The 21,976-nt window shown below is 59.1% G+C and carries 19 protein-coding genes, 2 pseudogenes and 1 riboswitch; of the genes and pseudogenes, 15 read left to right on the forward strand and 6 right to left on the reverse strand.

Features of this window, described 5'->3' with window-relative positions; genetic code table 11:
• Positions 1–604 precede the first annotated feature (604 nt).
• From NKJ78_RS18440 to NKJ78_RS30820, 3 genes and pseudogenes are all read left to right on the forward strand, one after another.
• Positions 605–1,747, forward strand: coding sequence for a porin (locus NKJ78_RS18440; RefSeq protein WP_352562584.1), 1,143 nt, complete (start codon positions 605–607; stop codon positions 1,745–1,747).
• 18 nt (positions 1,748–1,765) lie between these two features.
• A pseudogene (locus NKJ78_RS18445) lies at positions 1,766–2,029 on the forward strand (thiazole synthase); the annotation flags it as partial.
• A gap of 33 nt (positions 2,030–2,062) precedes the next feature.
• Positions 2,063–2,350, forward strand: coding sequence for a beta/alpha barrel domain-containing protein (locus NKJ78_RS30820; protein ID WP_023822887.1), 288 nt, complete (start codon positions 2,063–2,065; stop codon positions 2,348–2,350).
• A gap of 31 nt (positions 2,351–2,381) precedes the next feature.
• Here NKJ78_RS30820 and NKJ78_RS30825 read toward each other — a convergent pair whose 3' ends face one another.
• Entirely contained in the window at positions 2,382–2,906 is a 525-nt protein-coding gene (locus NKJ78_RS30825; RefSeq protein ID WP_502901627.1) for a hypothetical protein, read from the reverse strand.
• Here NKJ78_RS30825 and NKJ78_RS18455 point away from each other — a divergent pair.
• Together NKJ78_RS18455 and NKJ78_RS18460 are read left to right on the forward strand one after the other, a co-directional pair.
• Positions 2,793–3,068: a hypothetical protein gene (locus tag NKJ78_RS18455; RefSeq protein ID WP_280803210.1), complete on the forward strand. Its 276-nt coding sequence runs from the start codon at positions 2,793–2,795 to the stop codon at positions 3,066–3,068. The two genes, NKJ78_RS30825 and NKJ78_RS18455, sit on opposite strands and share 114 nt — an antisense overlap.
• Positions 3,069–3,462: 394 nt before the next feature.
• The gene (locus NKJ78_RS18460) at positions 3,463–3,957 is read left to right on the forward strand and encodes a MaoC family dehydratase (protein ID WP_031198898.1); all 495 of its coding nucleotides are present in this window, start codon (positions 3,463–3,465) and stop codon (positions 3,955–3,957) included.
• A 789-nt stretch (positions 3,958–4,746) separates the two neighbouring features.
• Here NKJ78_RS18460 and NKJ78_RS18465 read toward each other — a convergent pair.
• The gene (locus tag NKJ78_RS18465) at positions 4,747–5,223 is read right to left on the reverse strand and encodes a type II toxin-antitoxin system VapC family toxin (RefSeq protein WP_352562585.1); all 477 of its coding nucleotides are present in this window, start codon (positions 5,221–5,223) and stop codon (positions 4,747–4,749) included.
• The gene (locus NKJ78_RS18470; protein WP_023671839.1) at positions 5,220–5,522 is read right to left on the reverse strand and encodes a hypothetical protein; all 303 of its coding nucleotides are present in this window, start codon (positions 5,520–5,522) and stop codon (positions 5,220–5,222) included. The genes NKJ78_RS18465 and NKJ78_RS18470 overlap by 4 nt, the downstream gene beginning before the upstream one ends.
• A gap of 389 nt (positions 5,523–5,911) precedes the next feature.
• On the opposite strand from NKJ78_RS18470, the gene NKJ78_RS18475 reads away from it, so the two are divergent.
• The 5 genes from NKJ78_RS18475 (at position 5,912) to metE (ending at position 13,594) form a co-directional block, all read left to right on the forward strand.
• The gene (locus NKJ78_RS18475; protein WP_352562586.1) at positions 5,912–6,256 is read left to right on the forward strand and encodes a recombinase family protein; all 345 of its coding nucleotides are present in this window, start codon (positions 5,912–5,914) and stop codon (positions 6,254–6,256) included.
• 619 nt (positions 6,257–6,875) lie between these two features.
• On the forward strand, positions 6,876–8,213 hold the full coding sequence (glyA, locus tag NKJ78_RS18485; RefSeq protein WP_352562587.1) for a serine hydroxymethyltransferase: 1,338 nt from the start codon (positions 6,876–6,878) through the stop codon (positions 8,211–8,213).
• A 53-nt stretch (positions 8,214–8,266) separates the two neighbouring features.
• Entirely contained in the window at positions 8,267–9,442 is a 1,176-nt protein-coding gene (metK, locus tag NKJ78_RS18490; protein WP_352562588.1) for a methionine adenosyltransferase, read from the forward strand.
• 108 nt (positions 9,443–9,550) lie between these two features.
• Positions 9,551–10,543 carry an adenosine kinase gene (locus NKJ78_RS18495; protein WP_023697198.1) on the forward strand — a complete coding sequence of 331 codons (993 nt, stop codon included), beginning with the start codon at positions 9,551–9,553 and terminating at the stop codon, positions 10,541–10,543.
• 408 nt (positions 10,544–10,951) lie between these two features.
• A riboswitch (cobalamin riboswitch) is annotated at positions 10,952–11,148 on the forward strand.
• A 94-nt stretch (positions 11,149–11,242) separates the two neighbouring features.
• Positions 11,243–13,594, forward strand: coding sequence for a 5-methyltetrahydropteroyltriglutamate--homocysteine S-methyltransferase (metE, locus tag NKJ78_RS18500; RefSeq protein ID WP_352499285.1), 2,352 nt, complete (start codon positions 11,243–11,245; stop codon positions 13,592–13,594).
• A gap of 431 nt (positions 13,595–14,025) precedes the next feature.
• Here the strand turns inward: metE and NKJ78_RS18505 are convergent, their stop codons facing one another.
• Positions 14,026–15,081 (reverse strand): cytochrome-c peroxidase, encoded by a 1,056-nt coding sequence (locus tag NKJ78_RS18505; RefSeq protein ID WP_352562589.1) that lies wholly within the window; start codon positions 15,079–15,081, stop codon positions 14,026–14,028.
• A 945-nt stretch (positions 15,082–16,026) separates the two neighbouring features.
• On the opposite strand from NKJ78_RS18505, the gene NKJ78_RS18510 reads away from it, so the two are divergent.
• Positions 16,027–16,380, forward strand: a complete 354-nt coding sequence (locus tag NKJ78_RS18510) for a hypothetical protein (protein WP_023690586.1) — start codon at positions 16,027–16,029, stop codon at positions 16,378–16,380.
• A gap of 137 nt (positions 16,381–16,517) precedes the next feature.
• Here NKJ78_RS18510 and NKJ78_RS18515 read toward each other — a convergent pair whose 3' ends face one another.
• Positions 16,518–17,522, reverse strand: a complete 1,005-nt coding sequence (locus NKJ78_RS18515) for a glycosyltransferase family 10 domain-containing protein (protein WP_352562590.1) — start codon at positions 17,520–17,522, stop codon at positions 16,518–16,520.
• Between the two features lie 1,152 nt (positions 17,523–18,674).
• Here NKJ78_RS18515 and NKJ78_RS18520 point away from each other — a divergent pair.
• Positions 18,675–19,148 (forward strand): Ros/MucR family transcriptional regulator, encoded by a 474-nt coding sequence (locus tag NKJ78_RS18520; protein ID WP_352562591.1) that lies wholly within the window; start codon positions 18,675–18,677, stop codon positions 19,146–19,148.
• Between the two features lie 221 nt (positions 19,149–19,369).
• Here NKJ78_RS18520 and NKJ78_RS18525 read toward each other — a convergent pair.
• A pseudogene (locus NKJ78_RS18525) lies at positions 19,370–19,447 on the reverse strand (cold-shock protein); the annotation flags it as partial.
• 243 nt (positions 19,448–19,690) lie between these two features.
• Here NKJ78_RS18525 and NKJ78_RS18530 point away from each other — a divergent pair.
• The 3 genes from NKJ78_RS18530 (at position 19,691) to NKJ78_RS18540 (ending at position 21,843) form a co-directional block, all read left to right on the forward strand.
• Positions 19,691–19,873 (forward strand): hypothetical protein, encoded by a 183-nt coding sequence (locus NKJ78_RS18530; RefSeq protein ID WP_352562592.1) that lies wholly within the window; start codon positions 19,691–19,693, stop codon positions 19,871–19,873.
• Positions 19,874–19,941: 68 nt separating this feature from the next.
• Positions 19,942–20,217 (forward strand): hypothetical protein, encoded by a 276-nt coding sequence (locus tag NKJ78_RS18535; protein WP_352562593.1) that lies wholly within the window; start codon positions 19,942–19,944, stop codon positions 20,215–20,217.
• A 168-nt stretch (positions 20,218–20,385) separates the two neighbouring features.
• Complete coding sequence (locus NKJ78_RS18540; RefSeq protein ID WP_502901626.1) at positions 20,386–21,843, forward strand: NAD-dependent succinate-semialdehyde dehydrogenase; 1,458 nt, start codon at positions 20,386–20,388, stop codon at positions 21,841–21,843.
• The last annotated feature ends 133 nt before the right edge of the window (positions 21,844–21,976 follow it).

Here is a 21,976-nt window from a genome sequence, read left to right on the forward strand (position 1 = left end):
CGAGAACCTGCTCGGCGCGACAGTCCTGTCCGCCGCAATGGCAAGGCAGCGCCCTACTGGCTTTGGTGCAAGGCTGCAGCGCGTAGTTGTTGACCATCAGCTCGCCAAAATGAGGGCGTGGTGCCGAGCGGTGCCGCCGCATGATGCCTCATCGTCGGGCTCACCACAAACAATGCTGTCCCATGAACGAAACTGTCGCGAAGCGAACAGTCGAACTGTAGCCGAAACGTTTGCCGTTCGCGCTTGGGTGGATCCGCAAGGCAAAAACAAGGAAGTGCGAACCAAGGTCCGCCCGCACAATTGAGCTTCAAGCCGCAGCTGGTCGTCAGGCTGGCACGTCATTTGCGGTCGGATGCAGGACCCTTTGTGACGCCTACCTCTACCAGCTGAGTTGACTGTGATGATTGTACAAAATTTGGCATACCTCCATTTCGGCCGCAATTATGTTATCGGCAGCTAAAACAAATATTCGACAACAATGACCAGATTACATTGTTGGCCTTCCTTCAGGGCTTAGCTGACGGCGCAGCAAAACTGCGCGCGTTTCAAAGTTGTTCACAGAACCACTCTCGTCCATCACTTTATTATAAAGCGGAGATCGACAATGACCATTAGGAGCCTCCTCCTCGGCTCAACTGCGGCACTGATTGCCGTTTCCAACGCTCGCGCCGTCACCACCGCCGCCGAGCCTGACCCGACTGAGTACGTCAAGATCTGCAACGTCTACGGCTCGGGCTACGTCTACATTTCAGGCACCGAGACCTGCCTGCGAATCGGCGGCTCTGTCCGTTACAACGTCGGATTGTTTGACCATTCAAGAACCTCGGATGTGAGGACTGGTGAGCATCTGAGCGCGTGGCAAAACAACACACGCTTCACATTGAAAACCTGGACCGGCCAGGAGACCGAACGCGGGACGTTGAAGACCTACACCGAAACCCGCGTGAACTTCGGCAGCCACCAGACATCGGTTTCGGACAGTTCTCGATCCTATGCCTTGAACGGAGGCAGCAGCCTGACTGTCGCCTGGATTCAGCTTGGTGGCCTGCGAGTTGGTAAGGACCGGTCGGCTTTCGACATGTTTATTGGCTGCGCGGGTGATGTACTGAACCAGACGCCGGCTCCGTACGGCGCTTTCGATGCCAATGTGGTTCAGTACTACTTGGACGCAGGGAACGGCTTTTCGGCCGTGGTTTCGCTGGAACAAGGCTCGGACCTGGTCGGCACAATCGACAGCTACGCTCCCCACATGGTAGGCGGCTTGAAATACGCACATGGCTGGGGAGCGATCACCGGCGTTGCAGCTTATGATAGCAACTACGAATCGGTGGCCGCCAAGGTCCGTGTCGACATCAATGTCACCAACGAACTGTTGCTATCCGGAATGTTCGGCTACGGTTCCCATGGCCAGCTCAACTACGGCTCGACGAATTCGGTAGACGCTCATGGTCGCGGTTTCTATAAACCTTGGGGCGGGAACTGGGCTTTCTGGGCTGGCGCCGCTTACGAGCTCACCGAGTCAGCTTCGTTCAACCTTCAGCTCTCGGGTGATCAGCTCAAGAACTATGGTGTCGCTGCGAACGTCGCCTATGCGTTCCTTCCAGATTTCACAGTTACGGCTGAACTCGACTATGACCGCTACGGAGGCTCCGCCGTCGGAAAGGTGAAAGCTTCCGAAGTGAACTGGCCCAATGCCAACAAGAAGAGCAGTGTCGGCGGTATCCTGCGTTTCGAACGCTCATTCTAATGCGATGAAGCGTTGAGCTCCGAGGTCCAGTTGATGCACGGACATTCCCCATACATTCCGTTGATTGTGGATGCACGGCTCGGACGGCCGTCGTACGCGGCGACCGTCATGGAGCTCGGGTTTGACGCCGTGCTCCTGAACACGGCGGTCCCGAGGGCGGCCGATCCGGTCGGCGTGGCGCGTGCGTTCGGCAAAGCGGTCGATGCCGGCCGTGAGGCTTTCAGCTCGGGAATGCTCGAACCGCGCTACCCACCGACGATCGGCAGGGCCGTCTTCTCATGAAGTCGTGGACGTGCGGGCTGGATTGACCGGCTGGTGCCGCTCGGCGTCAGTCTGGTGCAGCTCCGGATAAAGGATATGGACGAGAAAGGACTGCAGACGGAAATCCGCCGCGCGAACGACGCCTGCGCGGTCCATGGTTGCCAAGTGAGCGTCAACGACATTGGCGCACGGCAATCGAGGAAGGCTGCGACTTCGTCCATCTTGGTCAAAGGGATTTGGCTGCCGCCGATGCTGACGATGAAATACGTCGGATTGAAGCTCGGCCTGTCGATCCACGATCGCACCGAACTGGAAACGGCGCCAGTGGCCGAGCCGGAGTAAGTGGCGCTCGGCCCAGGCTATCCAACTAGCCTCAAGAAGATGAATGGGCGTCGCAAGGACTCGAGCGCATCAGCGAGTGGAAGCACCAGGTCGCGCCGATCCCATTGGTCTCCATCGGCGGCATCAACCTGACCGTCTCGAAGGCGTTTTCGAGGCTGGCGCGGAAAGCGCAGCCGTGGTCACCGACTTTGCGCTGAACGACGCCCCAGAAGCGCGCACGCGAGAATGGATCGAAAGACAGAGCAGTGGCGCTGATGCGAGAACCGCATGTGCTCGTTGCTGTCGGGTCAGACTCCAGCGGTGGGGCTGGAATTGCCCGCGAGATCGAGACGATCGCTTCCAGTGGCGTGCGCACCTGCCTTGCTGTCAGCGCGCTGACGGTGCAAACCCATGAACACGCCTGGAAATCCAAGTTACGCAACCCCGTCCGGTGGCGGATCAGATGCGCGCTACGCTTCAGCCTAACAGAGTGGCCGCCACCAAGATCGGCATGCTCGCAACGGCTGAGATCCGATCGTCGCTGCGGTTGCCGCTGTGCTGCGCGATATCCGCGCATACCGACAATCCAGATCCGGTGCTGGCTTCCACGTCAGGCCGAGCGGTTCTTGAAGCAAGCGCCATCCCGCATCATGAAGTAGCATCTGATGCCGCTTTGCCGAGTCGACACCCAATGTCATTGACCTGGGCTTCTTGCCGGCTCAGTGCTACTGGTGAATGAGGCCGGCGCGGTTCAACAAGGACCACAAGCCATCCCGTCTGCTGGACTCCTCCAAATTCGAAACACGGATGGTTCCTATCCAGACAATTGATTTTATCAATCTGCGACAATACCGCATAGCGGCGCCGGCGGAATGTTCACCGGTAGCAAGACGAGCTGCTTTCGGTGGCCTGTAGGACGCGCACCGCGACCGAGGTACAAGCCAGCCCGTCTGCGGCCATGTTCGGATCGGCTGCATCGTGCGCCGAATGAGATTGCCGGCGGAACGTTCTATTTGTGCAGCCGTGACGGCAGTCATCTCACCGGCGCCATCCTGCCGATGGATGGCCGGCAGTCGGTGCAGCATGGGCTGACACTGTTCGGAATGAAGCCGCTCGCGCTTCGGACGGTTGAAATGGAGGACATTAGCTTGGAACCGATCAGTCTCGACGAGCTTCTGGCCAGCGTCGGCAAGGAAGTCGGCGTGTCGCCGTGGCGGGTGGTCTCGCAGCGGATGATCGACCAGTTCGCCGAGGCCACCGATGACCACCAGTTCATCCACTGCGATCCGGAGCGCGCCAAGCGCGAGACGCCGTTCGGCGGCACCATCGCACATGGCTTCCTGTCGCTTTCGCTTTTGTCGGCGATGACTTTCGAGACCATGCGGCCGCTCGAAAACTGCAAGATGGGTGTCAACTATGGCTTCGAATCGCTGCGCTTCCTGGCGCCGGTGAAAACCGGATCTCGCATCCGCACCCGTTTCGTACTGGCCGACGTCAAGGTCAGGCCGTCGGGCTGGGTGCAGACGGCGCTGGGCGTGACGATTGAGATCGAGGGCTCGAAAAAGCCGGCGCTGACCGCGCGCTGGTTGACGCTGACGCTGATCAAACGCCAGCCGGAGGCGGCCTGAATTGTCAACGAGCGTCAGCAGAGACGATCTTCACGTGCCGGGGCGATGTAGGCGACCAGTGCGCACCGATCGGCAACGGGGTCGGCTAGATAGAGTGGCAGGAATGCCTAATCGGGGCTCCGACTCGGAAGGGGCTTCGATGTATCGGAAGCGCTTCGGCTTTCGGCGCTGCATTCCTTCTTCACGAAGGTCCATGGAGAATTCCCGACTACGGGGTCGAAAGATCGGCTTGTGATCGGAGTGGGCAGATCCTCCCCGACTGAATCTGCCAATAGGGTGTTATCGAGTCAACCGGGTCGAACTTGAGGTCGCGGGTGTCGCTGATCGGCTGCTCGTCGAGCTCGAGAGCTGCCAGCTAAAGGCAGAACACGGCTATGAAGAGCTCCGCAGTTGATGTGGATGCCCAGAGCTGGGAGTGCACCGACGAGTTCCCAGCGGGCGAACTTGCCATTGGTAGCGCGCCAGACCAGTGGCGAGAAACCCTCGATGAGAAGGCCCCCGAGGCGCACGCGGGATGGACTACAGTGGCGTTTGGCGAGAGGGCCTTCGAAGACGAGATCGAGTGTAAGATGGACGAGCTCGACACGCGTATCGCGCAGTCCCTGCGATCGCGCCTTGTCCGCGGCGCTCGTGCGAGCGAACTGTTGGTAGATCGAGCTGACTAGATGAACCGGGATGGCATTAAAGCGGAACTGGAAGAGACGCCCTGGCCGAACTAAGCAAGATCAATCCAGCCATCGCTAAAGGTAGGCGAACACGAGACGTTCGGACTCCGTGCCGCTGAAATCCTCAAATTGAATCGGCCGGACCGTTGGAGCTATCATCACCCGCTTGGCTTCCAGAGCTACGGAGCGGGTTGATTATCTGAACGTCCTCGAAGTCCTTTTCATTGTCGGTCACTACGACACACTCGTTGGCTTCGGCTACAGCGGCAATGATTGTGTCTAGGGCGCTCCGCGAACGGCCTCTGGCTTTGCCGTTGGCCATCAGCCGCGCCCACAGGAGGCCAGCTTTCTCGTCGAACGATAGCACGCGGCCAGCGAACAGCGCTTGCGGGCCTTCGGAGCCCTCGAACCAAGTTTCAAGGCTGCTGCGCTTTTTCCCCTTCGGCTTCTCTAGGATCCCTCGGCGAATTTCGGCGACAGTAAGCGAAGCAATGAAGAGGTCTTCGTCCTTCTGCGCGCCCATCCAGGCCAGCAACGAGGCCGAAGGCTCCGGCTTTATGACGTTGCTGATGATATTGGTATGAAGAAGGTAGCGCGTCACAGGTCGATCTTGCGCCCCTCTTCGCGCGGCCGGCTGAGGTCGAGATTGGAGCCAACCAGAGGCGAGCGACGCAAGGCGGCGAGAATGCTGCCCGCTTTCGGTGGCTCACCCGCCACGGCTTGCTGTATGGTCCGACGAAGCTGTCGGGCATCCGGCCCGCTCTCCGTTAATTTTCGGGCAAGAGTTCGCAGCAGATCGCGGTCTGCGTCGAACGCCTGGATCTCGAACCGCGCGATGCCGCGCTCAGCCAGGCGAGAGCGATAATTCTCGATGGCTCTCTTCTGTGCAGTGTTGCCCATCGCGTGCCTCCGTTCTCTATCCGGATATATAGCCATGGCTTCTTCGGAGCACAAGGTGCCCCGTCATCGGCCAGCACTGGCTCCTGCGCGACGCGCGCTATTGATAGAATTCCAGCTTGTCGAAGCACTGACTTGGCATCATTGTCGCGAAACGGAGTATTTCGCGTCAGGACAGGAACGCGATCATAGCGCGCCGAAACGGCAACAGCCGAAAAGCTTCGTGTGGTCGCCGGCGCGGCCCGCGAATCGGCTGTGTCTGCGTCGCCGAAGCCCGATCGACGCTTCGTCAATCTGGTCCGGCTGCTGGCACGACAGGCCGCACGGGATTTCGTTCAAGCCGAAACGGATAGCCAGACGCGAGACCGCGTCCCGGAGTAAGGGGCCGCCTCATGAAGGTCGCGCTTGGCGCTCGCTACTCAACTGACAATCACCGAGACGCCTCGATCGAGGATCAGTTGCGGCTCTGCTGCTTGCGTGCTGAAAAGCAAGGCTGGACAGTCGTCGACAGCAATACCCACCGCGCGATCTGCGGCGGGTCGCTGTTGCGTCCCGACCTTCAGGAGCTGATCAGCGATGCGATGCAGGGCAAATTCCTGATCGTGCTCGCAGAGGCGATGGACCGCCTGACCATGACCGCTGCAAACCGGGAGCAGGCCAGGCTGGGCAAACGTTGCAACAGATCCTTCAAGGAAATTCATAGACTCTTAGCAACTCCGGCTCGCTGTGAATGGTAGGCTTATTGCAACGTCTGAGGTCAGTGGTTCCAAACCGTGGCCCCGCTTGTCTTCGACTGGCCGAACTGCTTGCAATTTCGGCTAAAGGCAAAAGGACGCCCTTTGTTGTTCGACAGGGCGATATCGGCAGTCGCCACAGCCACCGAGATTTGTCCGGTCGTTGGACAACCTTCAAAAGCTGCGACTTCTGTGGAGGACGCGAATGAGAAATTCGGTAGGACTTGGTCCTGAGCCATGATGACACTGGTTAGTCGCCTACGCATGGCAGCGCATCCTGACCGCCTTCGAATCCTGGGCCTTTGTGCGCATGCGGACCTAACTGTCTGCGAGCTAGCGGAGATTCTGAGCGTGTGTCGAGAGCGGGTTGCGCGACACGTCCGGCTGCTCGCCAGAGCCGACTTTCTTTGCTGCAACGAACAGCCTCCGTGGCGCTCGTACCATCTCAACGCAGGATCCAACGACGGCGGGCTGGTTCAATTATTGGTCGATCTCCTGCCCCATCGCGACGGCTATCATAAACAGGACCTGCAGCGGCTCGAAGCGGTACGAGACACGCGGCCGAAAGGGACCGCGTGCTTGATCGTGAAATAGGTCAATCCGATTGGAGCGCGAAGCTACCATGGACAACTCCGCAGACGGCGCGATCGCACAGCCGGATACCCACGGGCGGTCTTCCTTAGCCGCGGTTGATTGCCGCGTCCACGAGCTGCTTCTGAGACAGGAGCGGCAGGAGCGGACGACCCTCAAGCTCATCGCCTCAGAGAACTTTGCGTCCTCGGCCGTGCTGGAAGCGAACGGCTCGATTTTCACGAACAAGTACGCCGAGGGGTACCCCGGCGCGCGCTACTACGCTGGAAACGAGATCGTTGATGAGCTTGAGGATCTGGCCATTGAGCGCCTGAAAACGCTATTTGGCAGCGAGCATGCCAACGTCCAGCCTTATTCCGGCTCGCCGGCCAACCAGGCTGTCTATCGTGCGCTTTTGAGTCCCGGTGACAAAGTCATGGGCTTGCCCCTTCCGGAAGGGGGCCATCTGACTCATGGTTGGGCCATCAACTTTTCCGGAACTGACTATCAACGCGTGCCCTATGGACTAGATGAAAAGACACAGCAGATTGACTATGACCGCTTGCGTGAGACAGCCAAGCGGGAACGGCCGCGGCTCATTTGGGTCGGCGGAACCGCTTACCCGCGTGTCTTTGACTACGCGGCAATGGCAGAAATTGCCCTGGAAGCGAACTCCTATCTCGTAGCCGACATTGCGCACATCAGCGGCCTGATTGCCGCGGGAGCGCACCCGAATCCCGTGGGCCATTGCGACGTGGTCAGCAGCACGTCCCACAAGTCGATCCGCGGTCCCCGCGGTGGCTTCATTTTGTCAAGGAACGAAGATCGCTATCAGGCCCTGTATCATACAAAGAGCAAATACAATCTCGCCAGACGAATAGACCGGGCGGTCTTCCCTCACCTGCAAGGCGGACCTCACATGAATGCCATCGCTGCGCTAGCGGTTGCCTTGCACGAAGCCGGGAACCCGTCCTTCCGAAGCTACGGCCAACAGACGGTCAAGAATGCCAAGGCTCTGGCACATGCACTGCTTGAGCGAGGTTATGACCTGGTTACCGGGGGGACGGACAATCACATGCTGATCCTTGATCTTCGCGATCGGCCACTATCGGGCAAGGCCTATGCCGAGCGACTAGCAAAGGCAGGAATCATCACAAACTTTAATATGGTGCCTGGCGACCCGCGGCATCCGGCGGTCACAAGCGGAATTCGCCTGGGGGCGCCAGCAGTGACGTCAATGGGCATGCGCGATGTGGAAATGGTGCAAATTGCTGGCTTCATTGACTCCGTCCTCCAGCGGCCAGACGACGAAGATCTCCATGCCTGCGTGCGAAGAGACGTTGCCGACTTGTGCGCTGCGTTCGAGGTCCCGGGCATCTCCGACAAGTAAGGTGGGCCAAGCAAAATGCCCATACCACATCCAACATCCGAAGCGAGGTATTCATGGCTAGGCAGTTCGTGTTCTCTTCCGAATCGGTTGGCGCGGGGCACCCGGATAAGTTGGCCGACAACATCTCGGATGCCATCCTCGATGCCATCCTCCGCACAGATCCCAAGGCGCGCGTCGCCTGTGAAGCGTTGGTAAAATCAGGGATAGTCGTTCTGGCTGGCGAGATCACCAGCGATGCCCAGGTGGATTACAGCCAAGTTGCGCGCGATACGATTCTCGACATTGGGTACGACGACGAAGCCGTCGGCTTTGACGGCCGGCGTTGCTCCGTCGTTCATGCCCTCACCGAGCAGTCGCCCGACATCAGCCAAGGCGTTGACGAGGGAAGAGGGCAAGACCTCCAGCAGGGAGCGGGAGATCAGGGCCTCATGTTCGGCTACGCATGCCGCGAAACCGATACCCTGATGCCTTTGCCGATCCAACTCGCTCATCGCTTGACGAAACGGCAGGCGTATGTCCGGAAGGCACAACAGCTTGGCTGGTTGCGTCCTGACATGAAATCCCAAGTCTCAGTGCGCTATGAGGGGTTGCGCCCGGTCGCCCTGGATACCATCGTCGTGTCGACGCAACATGACGAGCAGGTCTCGCAAGAGACTGTCCGCGAGGGCGTCATTGAGGAAATCATAAAGCCTGTCCTGCCGACCCACCTGGAGACGGAAGGCATCAGAATTCTGGTCAACCCGACGGGGCGGTTCGTAGTCGGCGGGCCGCGCGGCGACTGCGGTCTCACTGGACGCAAGATCATCGTCGATTCCTATGGCGGGATGGGTCGTCATGGCGGCGGCGCCTTCTCGGGCAAGGACCCGTCCAAGGTTGACCGCTCGGCTGCCTATGCAGCCCGCTATGTCGCAAAGAACATCGTCGCTAGCGGACTTGCGGACGTGTGCGAGGTGCAGCTTGCTTACGCAATCGGCGTGGCCAGTCCGGTTTCCGTCATGGTCAACACGTTCGGGACAGCCAGGGTTGAGGAAAGCAGGATCGAGCGCCTCATTCTTGAGTTGTTCGATCTCAGACCGAAAGGCATTATCAAGATGCTTGATCTCTTACGCCCTATATATCTCAATACAGCGACCTATGGCCATTTCGGCCGTGAAGAGCCTGATTTCACCTGGGAGAAGACAGACAGGGCGGACGAATTGCGTCGCGAGGCAGGACTCGCCGCCCCGTGAGAGCCGCCGGCGAACGGATCGGCAAGCGGAAAGCCCATTTCCACCGGGCAGACCCGCGCCTGGCAGGCGTGGCGAGAAGCCGGCTCGGGTTTTTTGGCGGAGACATTGATGCCGGATTATGACGTGCTTTGCATCGGCAATGCCATTGTCGACATCATCGCCCAGTGCGACGAGGCATTCCTCGAGATCAACGGCATCATCAAGGGCGCGATGAACCTGATCGACACGCGCCGCGCCGAACTGCTCTACAGCCGCATGGGCCCGGCGATCGAGGCCTCCGGCGGCAGTGCCGGCAACACGGCGGCCGGCGTAGCCAGCTTCGGCGGACGCGCCGCCTTCTTCGGCAAGGTCTCCAACGATGCGCTGGGCGAAATCTATGCGCACGATATCCATGCACAGGGTGTCGCCTTCGACACCAGGCCGCTCAAGGGCGAGCCGCCGACGGCGCGCTCTATGATCTTCGTCACGCCCGACGGCGAGCGCTCGATGAACACCTATCTCGGCGCCTGCGTCGAGCTTGGCCCTGAGGATGTCGAGGCCGACAAGGCATCCGGCGCCAAGGTTACCTATTTCGAGGGCTATCTGTGGGATCCGCCGCGCGCCAAGGAGGCGATCCGGCAGACGGCGAAGCTCGCACACGAGGCCGGACGCGAAGTGTCGATGACGTTGTCGGATTCGTTCTGCGTCGACCGCTACCGGGACGAGTTCCTCGAGCTGATGCGCTCGGGCACTGTCGACATCGTCTTTGCCAACAGCCACGAGATCAAGTCGCTCTACCAGACAAAATCCTTCGACGAGGCGCTGGCTCAGATCCGCAAGGACTGCAAGATTGCCGCCGTCACCCGTTCCGAAAAAGGCTCGGTGATCGTGCGCGGCGACGAGACCGTGGTCATCGAGGCGACCGCCATCAAGGAGTTGGTCGACACCACCGGCGCCGGCGACCTCTACGCCGCCGGTTTCCTGCATGGCTACACGCAGGGCCGCAACCTCAAGACCTGCGGCGACCTTGGCTCGCTGGCGGCCGGCCTGGTGATCCAGCAGATCGGCCCAAGGCCAAGGCAGAATTTGCGCCGCGAGGCGGAAGGGGCTGGGTTGCTGTAGATGCGCGGGCAACTAACCAGCCGCCCTACTGACGCGATGACCGCAGTGGCGGAACTTTGTCAAAGCTCGCTGATAGCGACAGCCATTCGCTTCGGAGAACTGACCCATGCTGCTGCCGTGAAGCTCGCTGGAGGAGCGGTGCAAAGCGTGCTTGCCATGACGGCATTCACCGTCATCCAGATCGTCACCAGCATTTTCCAGAAGCTCAGCTTGGGGAAGGCCAGTAAGGTTCCTGAGGTAACGGAGAACTCGCGGCGTCCGTCGGACCTGACTTGCGATCACGTCCCACGATGCCGAATGCGGGCAGCAGACTGAATATTTCACAATGCTAGACAAAGGCGTAAAAGCGCGATCACATAACGACATAAACATTTCGTTATGCGTCATTGACAAAAGAGCGAACTGCTGTGATTGTCTGCGTGTCGTGGTTCTCGCGTGCGGCGCTGCCGCAGCGGAGCTAAGAGGGAAGCCGGTGCGATGCCGGCGCTGCCCCCGCAACTGTTAGCGGCGAGCCAACACACGTCACTGAGGCGAATACCCTCAGGAAGACGGGTAGAGGCTATGACCCCGCGAGCCAGGAGACCTGCCACGCGAATTACGTCCACGGGCGGGGTGTCTCGGTGGCCGCTGCAACCCGGCGTTGATGCCGGCCTGCTAGCGCCTTCCTTGTCACCGACGCCCCAATCATCGGGGTATGACATGACTGTCTCTCAGCAAATTCCTGTAGCAACGCTCGGCGTGCCGCGCTTCGGTCGTCGGCGAGAACTGAAATTCGCGCTTGAAAGCTACTGGTCCGGAACATCGTCCGCTGGCGACCTTCTCACGACGTCGAAGGCGCTCCGTGCCGCTAGCTGGGAAGAGCAGCGCGATCGCGGCGTGTCGAAAATCCCGTCGAACGACTTCTCGCTTTACGACCATGTGCTCGACACCGCAGCCATGGTCGGGGCCGTTCCATCCCGTTACGGCTGGAATAGCGGCGAGGTCCCACTTGACATCTACTTCGCAATGGCGCGCGGCAACCAGGGTCAGACGGAGGATTGTGGACACGCTGGTTACCAGGAGGAGGCTCATGGACCTGGTGTAACCGCGATGGAAATGACCAAGTGGTTTGACACCAACTACCACTACATTGTGCCGGAACTCGATGATGATCAGACGTTCGCCCTCTCGTCATCGAAGCCGGTCGATTACTTCCTCGAGGCTAAAGCTCTCGGCATTCACACACGCCCAGTCATCCTTGGACCCATCACCTTCCTCAAGCTGGCGAAATCGCCTGCCGAGGGGTTCGGTCCCATCGCGCTCCTACCGCGGCTGCTGCCGGTTTACGAGCAGCTTCTGGAGAGGCTGAAGCTGTCGGGAGCCGACTGGGTGCAGATCGATGAGCCAGCGCTTGTCCTCGATCTGAACCCGAACGAACGAGCTGCGTTCGAATTCGCCTATGGCCAGCTGTCGAAAGCCGCGCCCGAGCTGAAGATCATGCTGGCTACGTATTTCGGGTCGCTGGGAGACAATCTCGAAACCGCGATTTCTCTGCCCCTGGCCGGCCTGCATATTGATCTCGTGCGCGCTCCCGAGCAGCTGGAAACGGTGGCTCGGCTCGCTCCGAAGGATCTGGTGCTCTCGCTTGGCTTGATCGATGGCCGCAACGTCTGGCGTGCGAACCTGCCCGCCATTCTCGACCGCATCAAACCGATCGTCGCCGGCTGGCCCTTGGACCGCGTCGAGATCGCGCCTTCTTGCTCGATGCTGCATGTGCCGATTGATCTGCGCATGGAGACGGAACTCGACGCGGACATCAGGTCGTGGCTCGCCTTCGCGGCCCAGAAGACCGACGAGCTGGTCTTGCTGGCCCGGGCCCTGTCCCAAGGCAGGGATGCGGTGGCAGGCGCGTTGAAAGCGTCTGCCGAGGCTGCCGCCACGCGCGTGACATCCACGAGGATCCATGACCCGCTTGTTCAGGGGCGGATCGCTAGCATTGAGGACAGCGCGAAGCGACGAGAGAGCGCTTTTGGCGAGCGCTCCAGAGTCCAGGCCGGCTCACTCGGGCTGCCGCCGTTCCCGACGACGACCATCGGGTCCTTCCCGCAGACGCCGCAGGTACGCAAGGCGCGGGCCGCTCATGCGAAGGGCCAGCTGAGCTATGTCGACTATGAGACGTTCCTGAAGAAGGAGATCGAGGCTGCAATTCGCTGGCAGGAAGAGATCGGGCTGGACGTGCTGGTGCATGGTGAGTTCGAGCGAAACGACATGGTACAGCATTTCGGCGAGCAGTTGTCCGGCTTCGCGCTCACCCAACATGCCTGGGTACAAAGCTATGGGTCGCGCTACGTGCGTCCCCCCATCATTTTCGGCGACGTATCGAGGCGCAATCCGATGACAGTGCGCTGGTGGCAATTCGCCCAGTCGCTTACGGAAAAGCCCGTGAAGGGAATGCTCACAGGCCCAGTCACCATTCTCAACTGGTCTTTTGTTCGCGACGACGTACCCCGCTCCGAAGCCTGCCGCCAGATCGCGCTCGCCATCCGCGACGAAGTGACGGATCTCGAAAGATCCGGCGCAAGGATGGTCCAGATCGATGAGGCCGCGTTTCGCGAAGGATTGCCACTGCGCCAATCTGACTGGAAAGTCTATCTCGACTGGGCTGTCGAATGTTTCCGGATCGCTTCAACGGGTGTAAAGGACGCGACTCAAATTCATACCCACATGTGCTATTCGGAGTTCAACGAGATCATTCACGCGATCGCTGGAATGGATGCGGATGTCATTTCGATTGAGACGTCGCGCTCGAAGATGGAACTGTTGGACGCCTTCACGAGCTCCAAATATCCGAACGAAATCGGTCCTGGCGTCTATGATATTCACTCACCACGCGTCCCGGAAGTCGGCGAGATTTCGGACTTAGTCATGCTTGCCCGCGAGCGACTGTCCGACGGCCAACTGTGGATAAACCCGGACTGTGGCCTCAAAACACGCAAATGGGAGGAGGTCCGCCCTGCCCTCATTAACATGGTCGCTGCAGCACGCGCGCTCCGGCAGAAAGTGCAGGCGTGAGGCTTCTCTTCCTCACCGTGTGGGGAGTTGCCGGCTGGCGGATGTCGGCCGGGAATATGCCAAACCGATCACACTCTTGGAAATGAGCCACTCGGCGCAAATGTGCAATTTCCCTACGGCACGTGTCTTAATCCCGCAGAAATATAAATGTGGCACTACGCTATAATATCGTTCCTTGGGGACATACAGGCCCCGCGCCTCGAACAAATCGGACACGCGTCGTTTCTCAAAGTAGACTGCTTGGCGCGTTCGCTCAGGCAGCGACAATATATGGTGCTGCGTCTGTCCGCCCCCAGTTGATCGCGCAGACTACGGGCGAGGTGGCAGGGTCCGGGTATCGCTAGCGTCCCGCGGAGATGGACGTCGCAATTCGTGTCGCCAAGTAAAAATCGCCAATCATTTTCGATTGCGAGTCCGCAGCCAGTTGGCCCTTATTTTCCTGAGATCTGCGTTACAGGCCGGGGCGTTGTCGCCGTTTCTGAGGGTAAGATGGGATAGGCGACGTCAGGTGCCTCTCCGGTCAGCGAGTTGAGGAAGGCAACAAGCAGGTCAACTTCTTCGTCCGCCAGTACTACGCCGAGCTGGGTGGTCCCCATAATGGCGACGGCCTGTTTCAGATCCCAAACCTTGCCCGTATGAAAGTATGGCGCGGTGAGTGCAACGTTGCGCAGCGGCGCCACGCGGAAGACATAGGAATCGTCGGCTGCATTGGTGACCTCAAATCGGCCCTTGTCTTTGTCCGGCAGGACTTCGGCGCTGGGCCGTTCCACGAGGCCGAATGGGTAATAGGCTTGCCCACCAACGTTGATGCCGGCATGGCAGGACGAGCAGCCTTTGTCCATGAAAAGCACCAGGCCCTGTTTCTGTTCGGAAGTCATGGCAACCTCATCACCATTCAGGAAGCTGTCGAACGGGGCAGGTGTGACCAGTGTCGCCTCGAAGGCTTCGATCGCCTTGGCGAAGTTGTCGAAGGTGACCCGATCGGCTTCAGCCGGAAAAGCTGCATCGAACCACTCGACATATTGCGGCATGGACTTGAGAGTGGCGATGAGTTGGCTCGGTGTATTGGCCATTTCGATCCCGGCTTGGACCGGTCCCTTCGCCTGAGCCTTCAGGTCTTCGGCACGACCATCCCAGAACTGGGCGATGTTGAAGACAGCGTTCAGTACAGTCGGCGCGTTGCGCTGTCCCTTCTGCCAACCATGGCCAATCGAGGTTTCGTGATTGTCGTCGCCGCCGGTGGCCAGGTTGTGGCATGAATTGCACGACAAGACGCCTGACGCCGAGACGCGTGGATCGAAGAACAGTGCCTTGCCGAGAGCGATCTTTTCCGGGGTGATCGGGTTGTTGGCGACTGTCGGCGTGGTGGATGGCAAAGCCGTGAAGGTGGCCAATGCCGTATCTCTGAGGTCGGTGGGGATCGAATCCGCAGCAAAGGCGGTGGGTGCCAGCAAGGTGACAGCCATCGTACTGAATAGGATTTTCATAATTGGTCTTCCTGCGTCGTCCACGCAGCCATTATGCGATCTGCGGCTCATGAACGCCCTGAGCTAGATCAGCTTGAGGGGTCTCACACCTGTTTTCGCAGCTGAGCTGGACCCTCTTGGAAGGATCGCTCTTCTCGATTGGACTTCAGGGAGGAGGGGTATCCCTGGTCGGCAACCGGTTGTATGCATCAAAGCACGCCCTGAGGGCGGCTTCGTAGATTCGGTCACTGCGATCTTCCAGCCAAGGTTGAGAAAGTCGACAGCATCCGCAAGACTGGCAATCTCTTGCACGATGTGCGCTGCACGCCTTGCGAAAAGTGAGCTTCTGAAACGTCAGGGTTCATTCGTTCCTCCTGACCTGCTGATTACGCAATCGGCCTTGTCGACACCCGCCGACTGCACATTGTGATGTCACCAGCGATGGCGGTTTCAACACCTAAGCAGCGACGGTCTATACGACAGTATGGATCTCGTATCGGAATAGGCGTTCCGCCTTGGTGGACCGTCACACCGGCATATAGCTCCGCTTCTACGAACATCCCATCACGCCAGGAAAGACATGGCCAACACGCGCAGTATCGCCAATCTAGCCCTTTGTGTCGACGGCGCCGCGCTTGAGCAGGTCCACCCGCTGTAACTGCCTCACCTTGATCCACAGATCCTAGGCGCCGACCACGTTGTCGTCATCATTTGACGGGCGGGGGGCATTGGCCCATAAGCGAGCCAACGCAAACTGTGCGGTTGCCAATGCGTACTGAAGTGAATTGCAATGATCTTCGGTTTGCGAAACACGCACTTCCGACGCAGCTTGCGTTGACAGAGGCGGTTTTAGGCGCAATAGCACTTCCGCTGGCCTATTTAGTGGAGTTCCATTGTGGTTCGGCCAAGGGCGCGGGGCGCCGGACCGGCCACTTGTAAACCTAATCAAAGAGAGAGAGACCCTGCATGGAAGAAATCTTACCGCGCATCGCCACTGGTGCCGGCATCGGCCCGGCTCTCGCAGAGAAGGCCGTTGGGTTAATGCTGGGTTTCCTGCGGAGCCACGCGGCCGACGGTCCCGGCGCGCGCATGATCGAGGCCATTCCGGGAGCTTCGGAATTAGTAGCGAAGTATCATGGCGACGACCCAGAGGGTGGCGGCCTTATGGGGCTCGGGCAGCAATTGATGGGTGAGGGTCTCAGCATGGCAAAGATCGCCGCCCTCGCCAACGAGACGATCGCCTGCGCCAAGGAACATGCCGGCGACGAACTCGTGGACGAGGTCCTCAATTCCGTTCCTGGCCTTCCCCAGTTCGTCTGATCAGCGGCAGCCGGGGGCGCATGACCTTGTGCGCCCGTGCCGGCCCGTCTGCGCAGCAGGCATTCTCCGCCGAGCGCTCCGCACCGATCTCGCCAGACCACCAACCGCCGGGCACGCGAAGCGAGCGTTGGATTAATTCATTCGTCTGTTGCAAAATCAACTTCAGGCGATTCGATGTGTATAATTTCTGGCGGTAAGGGTTTATCCTGAACGCTTTCGATGAAGCCCGCGAGATAAGCAAACGTATTGTATTTCTCGAGGACTAGCCGCTTCGCCTCTCTTATTGCGCCGCGACGTTCCTTCCAGAGGTCTGAGTTGATGATTTCTTGAATTTTTTGGATTACGTTCTTGTCCTCTGGGTCAATCAGAACCATAGAGTCCGAAGGGAAGAACCTCGTGATTGCCGGGCTGCCGTAATAGATCGGCATTGTTTCAGCGACGAAGCAGTCCATAAGCTTCTCTGTAAAATAGTAATCAGCACGAGTATTCTCGAACGCTATACTGTAACGATAAGGTGCGAGTGCGTTCCATTTATCTCCAATCAGCCGAAAACCTCGGCCGAACAGGTCAAAATCGAGCTCCTTTCTTAGCCGTTCCAGAAACGCCAGCCGATACCGATGTCCTTTAAGCAGGGCGATGTTACTGGTAATCCATGAGAGCCGAAGTGGCTTATCCACGACTTCGCTGACCAGAAGTTGGTCATATGTCTTGTTTACAGACCAAGACCGAGTGATCGGTGGAGACAAAACGAATCGGCGCGCTGCATTCTGCCGAGCAACCAGCTCTGCGTCAGACGTCAGGACGATAGTATTTTTCCCCTGCCCTTCATGAAATGCACGATGAGCTTTCGTCGGCGGTTCGCCGATTGCAAAAATTGTCCTGTTGGGGCTCGCCTCGATATCAACAGGGAGCCCAAAAAGAGAAGCAGAGTTAAAGACAATATGCCAATCGGGCACGAAGGATGTCGTGCGTACAAAAGCGACATTGTTCCAGATTCCACTGCCCTTTGGAGTGAGGTGGTGGATTGCATCATCCAAAACGCCCCAAGAATCTAGACATGTAGCAACAATGGGCGCCGGGCGTTCCGTCAACAATTTGGCCGACAAAGCAGTTCCACTCCCTTCACGCGTGAAGGTACTCAATCGCCATTCAGGATTGCGGTAACATCGGGCAGCATAAACCTTCCGGGACCTGCTGTCGAGGCAATTGTCGCTTTTAACTTGACCAGGTTCTTCCTCGCTTCGTGTGGTGATCAGGCCGGCTGAGTGGCAGCATGCGTGCCTAAGGAGTTCGCAGCCGGAGCTGCCTAATGGTACGTTTGATCGTCTTCAGGCGGTTGATCAGCCCTTCCGCCTCGGCCGTTCTCCACGGCAGTTCAATGGCATCGCGAACGGAGTCAACGTCACGGCGTAGGACCAGACCGAAACGCGTGATGGCGATGAGCCGGGTGACGCCACGCCGATCGAAGTGCCGAGCTTGCCCAACTCACAGGCCCCGCAAAATGCCGCGTAAGGGCATGGCAAGCCTGCGCATAGTGGCAAACTCCCTGCTTTAGGACGTCGACCTTTCTGGCCTGGTTGATCGTAAGCACATCCCGAGGCTTGATCCAGAGGGCCGCGGCGATATCCGCGAGATCACACGGCCGGTCGCGGCATTCTGTATGAGGACGCGTCGCTGGCTGGTTGATGCGTATGATTGATGCAGGCGGCTCGCTGTCCTTGCCCGGCCTCTCGGCGCGGCGCCAACTTGCGAGAAGCCGCTCCAGATGCGAGAAGCTGCCGGTCGCCGCCCTGTTTGATATCGTGGAACAGGTGTCATCCGCAGCCATTGCCGCCTCTCCAGGACCGGCTAAGAAACGCCTCGAAATACATTGATGTCCTAGGTTTATCAGCGGCGGTTCCCAGCCCCTTTGCAAGAGCGGCTCACCGGCGATGAACTTACATCACTTTGGCCATTGCCAATGAACGTTTGTTCGATCGTCCCTGACGCCCACCATCAAGCGACCACTATCGCTCGATTTCACAGTCCAAAGAAGCAAAGCGAGACAAAAACAGCGCGCTTAGCCTCGAGGCTACTAGCAACTTCGGCGCTAAGTTAGAGCGGCACGCGCCACGCACCTCGGCAGGGTCGCCAACAACGAGTGGCTCAGCGGTCACGCCGCGAAATATGGCGCATCGATGTCGCTTCTGGACGAGCATTGGCAATAACGCAGTCAGAGACATTGTTGCTTTCAGCGGCAACCGGCCCTATGAAGCGACGCTTCGCTGACTATGTTTCACCGCCTGGAGAGTTTCATGACAGAAGAAGCCGGAAAAAACGTCGACACCCTCATTGAGCTTGCCGCCGACGTCGTGTCGGCCTACGTGTCCAACAATCCGATCCCGGTGGGGGATCTCCCTGCCCTCATCGGCCAAGTGCATGCGGCTCTGAGAGCGACGGCCGGAGGTATCTCTGCACAAGAGCCGGTTGCCCTTACGCCTGCAGTCCCGATCAGGAAGTCGGTGACACCGGACTACATCATCTCCCTTGAAGACGGGAAGAAATTTAAATCTTTAAAGCGCCATCTGTCGACCCACTATGGGCTGACGCCGGGTGAATATCGGGCCAAATGGGGCCTGCCGGTGGATTATCCCATGGTGGCGCCGAACTACGCCGCGAAGCGTTCGTCACTGGCGAAAACGATGGGGCTCGGCCGCAAACCGAAAGCGCCGAAAGAGCCGGAAGCGCCGGTGCCGACGAAGCGAACTCGCAAGAGGGTCGCGGCTTGATTGCGGCAATTGAAATTCCTTCTGCAGCGTTGCAGCCGTCGGCTTGGGCGTCGCATAAAAAAGGCGGGGCCAACCCCGCCTTCCTTTCCAACAACTTGTTTCATGAGGAATTCGCGACCCATGCAGCAATCTGCTGCCCTCACTTTTGCTCGTCCCTTTCGAGCGGCAGTGAGCACTTCCGGGCCTACACGCCCACTCTTGCGACTTCGCAGGAGAAAATTTCAACCAGCTTTGCTGAGGCTGCCAGCGGAGGACTTGCCAGTGCGGCGATCCTGCTCGATCTCATAGTTGATCTTCTGGCTGACCACCTCCCCAAGAACACCGCCGCCGGTCTCCTGGGCCCATCCCAAGATGAGGCTCGAGTGAGCCCTGGCCCATGATTCATTTGGCTCGGCGCTGCCCCCGGTGCGTTCACTGCCACCGCCCTGGCCCTGGCGACGACCGCTCCGGCTCTGGCCGCCACCGAAGGCGGCAAGATTACGGATTTCCTGCTCGATGATGTCATGGAGCGGTCGACATGACCCGCGCAAATCTTCACTCATATGCTGATCTGGCACAAGGTCCGCAGCGCCGACGAGCCACCGGGCAAACCCGAACTTGCCCCTTCCCTCGAGCGTCTGATCTTCAGGGCGACGCCCAACCGCGCCGACAGCGAGTTCGACGGAGCCGTCTCAGTCAGCGGCTACAATCACGCCCTCACCGCCAACTCGCTTTGGGCGAGATGATGGGCTTCGAGGCCGCTAAACGACCATGATATCGAGAGCGAGCGAAACGCGATCCTGGAGGAGCGCCGTTGGCGCACAGTGACGAACTGCTGGACGGGAAGGTCAACGCGAAGTTGCGGCCGAATCAGCCCTACCGCATTCCGGTGAACGGCTGGACGCAGGAGATGGCACCGAGGGGTTCACGATCTGCAACGAATACCGCCGACCGAACAACGCCGTGCTGGTGGTGGCCGGCCGACGCAGAGCCTGAGACGGTGAAGGCGCTGGCCGCGAAGACCTATGGCAGGGTTGCGCGCGGGCCGGACCTGCCACCGCACAACCGACCGGTCGAGCCCGACTGGTAGAACCGCTAGGCGTCCTGTAGCGTATTCTCCCTCCCACTTGGGTACCGTGGTCTGCTAACTGTATGGCCGAGGCCCTATAAGGAACCTTTACGTCCGGAATACACACCGCACCTGCTATATACACCTGCTGCGTTGAGGAGGAATCGGATATTGCCCCTGTGCCTGCCGATGATCCGTCACCTGAGATCCCCTGACCTGTTTGGCCCCATTGATCGCCTGCCGGCACTTGGCACGCGGATGAGCGAGCGGACTTTCGAGGTCCTCAACCCGTCGACCGGCGAACTGCTGGCAGAACTACCCGACATGGATGTCGAGGAGACATGCGTTGCGATCGACAAGGCTTATGTCGCGCAGCCTGGATGGGCAGGGTTTACGGCACGTGAGCGCAGCGACGTTCTATGGCGATGGCATCAGTTGATCATCGACCACGCCGACGATCTCGCTGCAATTCTCACTGCGGAGATGGGCAAGCCGCTTGCCGAGGCCAAGTCGGAGATATCGCATGCTGCGGCGTATCTGCAATGGTACGCCGAGGAGGCAAATCGCGTCTATGGCGAGACGATCTCCGCACCATCGACGGACCGCCGAATGCTGGTGATCAAGCAGCCCATCGGGGTCGTTGGCACGATAACGCCATGGAATTTCCCGGCCTCTATGGTGGCGCGCAAAATCTCGCCAGCCTTGGCGGCGGGCTGCACGATCGTCCTCAAGCCCGCTGAACAGACGCCGCTCGTGGCTGGAGCAATGTTCGCCCTCGCCCATCAGGCAGGCTTTCCCGAAGGCGTCGTCAACCTGATCTACGCATCCGAAGGTGACGCGGTCGGCCGCGAACTTTGCACAAATCCCAAGGTCCGCAAGATCAGCTTCACCGGGTCTACTAAGATAGGGCGCTTACTGATGCGCCAGTGCTCGGCCCAGATCAAAAAAGTCAGCCTAGAGCTCGGCGGCAATGCACCTTTCATCGTCTTCGATGATGCCGATATCGATGCCGCGGTTGACGGTGCGATCCAAGCGAAGTACCGCAATGCCGGCCAGACCTGCGTTTCAGCGAACCGCCTTTACCTCCAGTCGGGCGTTCACGACGAGTTCGTCGAGAAATTCGTGGAACGGGCTCGCCAACTTCAAGTTGGTGACGGTTTCGCTCCCGGAGTGGACATCGGGCCTCTCATCGACAAGCAGGCTTTGGCCAAGATTGAATCCCATATTGCCGATGCCGTAGCTAAAGGCGGCGCAATTCGATGCGGGGGCAAACGCGTCGGCACGAATGGCACGTTTTTCCAACCAACGGTCCTGACCGGTGTCACCAGCGAGATGACCGTGGCGCAAGAAGAGACATTCGGGCCGCTCGCACCGATTATTCGCTTCAACGATGCGGATCAGGTCGTGCGTGACGCCAATGAAACGATCTACGGCCTCGCGGCCTATTTTTATGCCTCCAACCTGAAGCGTGTCTGGCGTGTCGCCGAGGCCTTGGAATATGGAATGGTCGGGGTAAATACCGGCCGGATGTCTTCGGAAGCGGCGCCGTTCGGTGGGATAAAACAGTCCGGCATCGGGCGGGAGGGATCCCGCCATGGGCTCGAGGATTACCTCGAAATGAAATATCTCTGCATGGGCGGCATCTGAAGCATCGGCTTGCAGGGTCACAGGCGGAGTACCTAGCGAGCGATCTCCAAACATGTGAATTGTAGAATCGCTCCTCGATTAGGGCGGTCATACCCGAGCAAACACGCAATCCTGAGGAGCACCCAAATAATTT

Source organism: Mesorhizobium sp. M0037, assembly GCF_040323635.1.
Classification (GTDB): domain Bacteria; phylum Pseudomonadota; class Alphaproteobacteria; order Rhizobiales; family Rhizobiaceae; genus Mesorhizobium.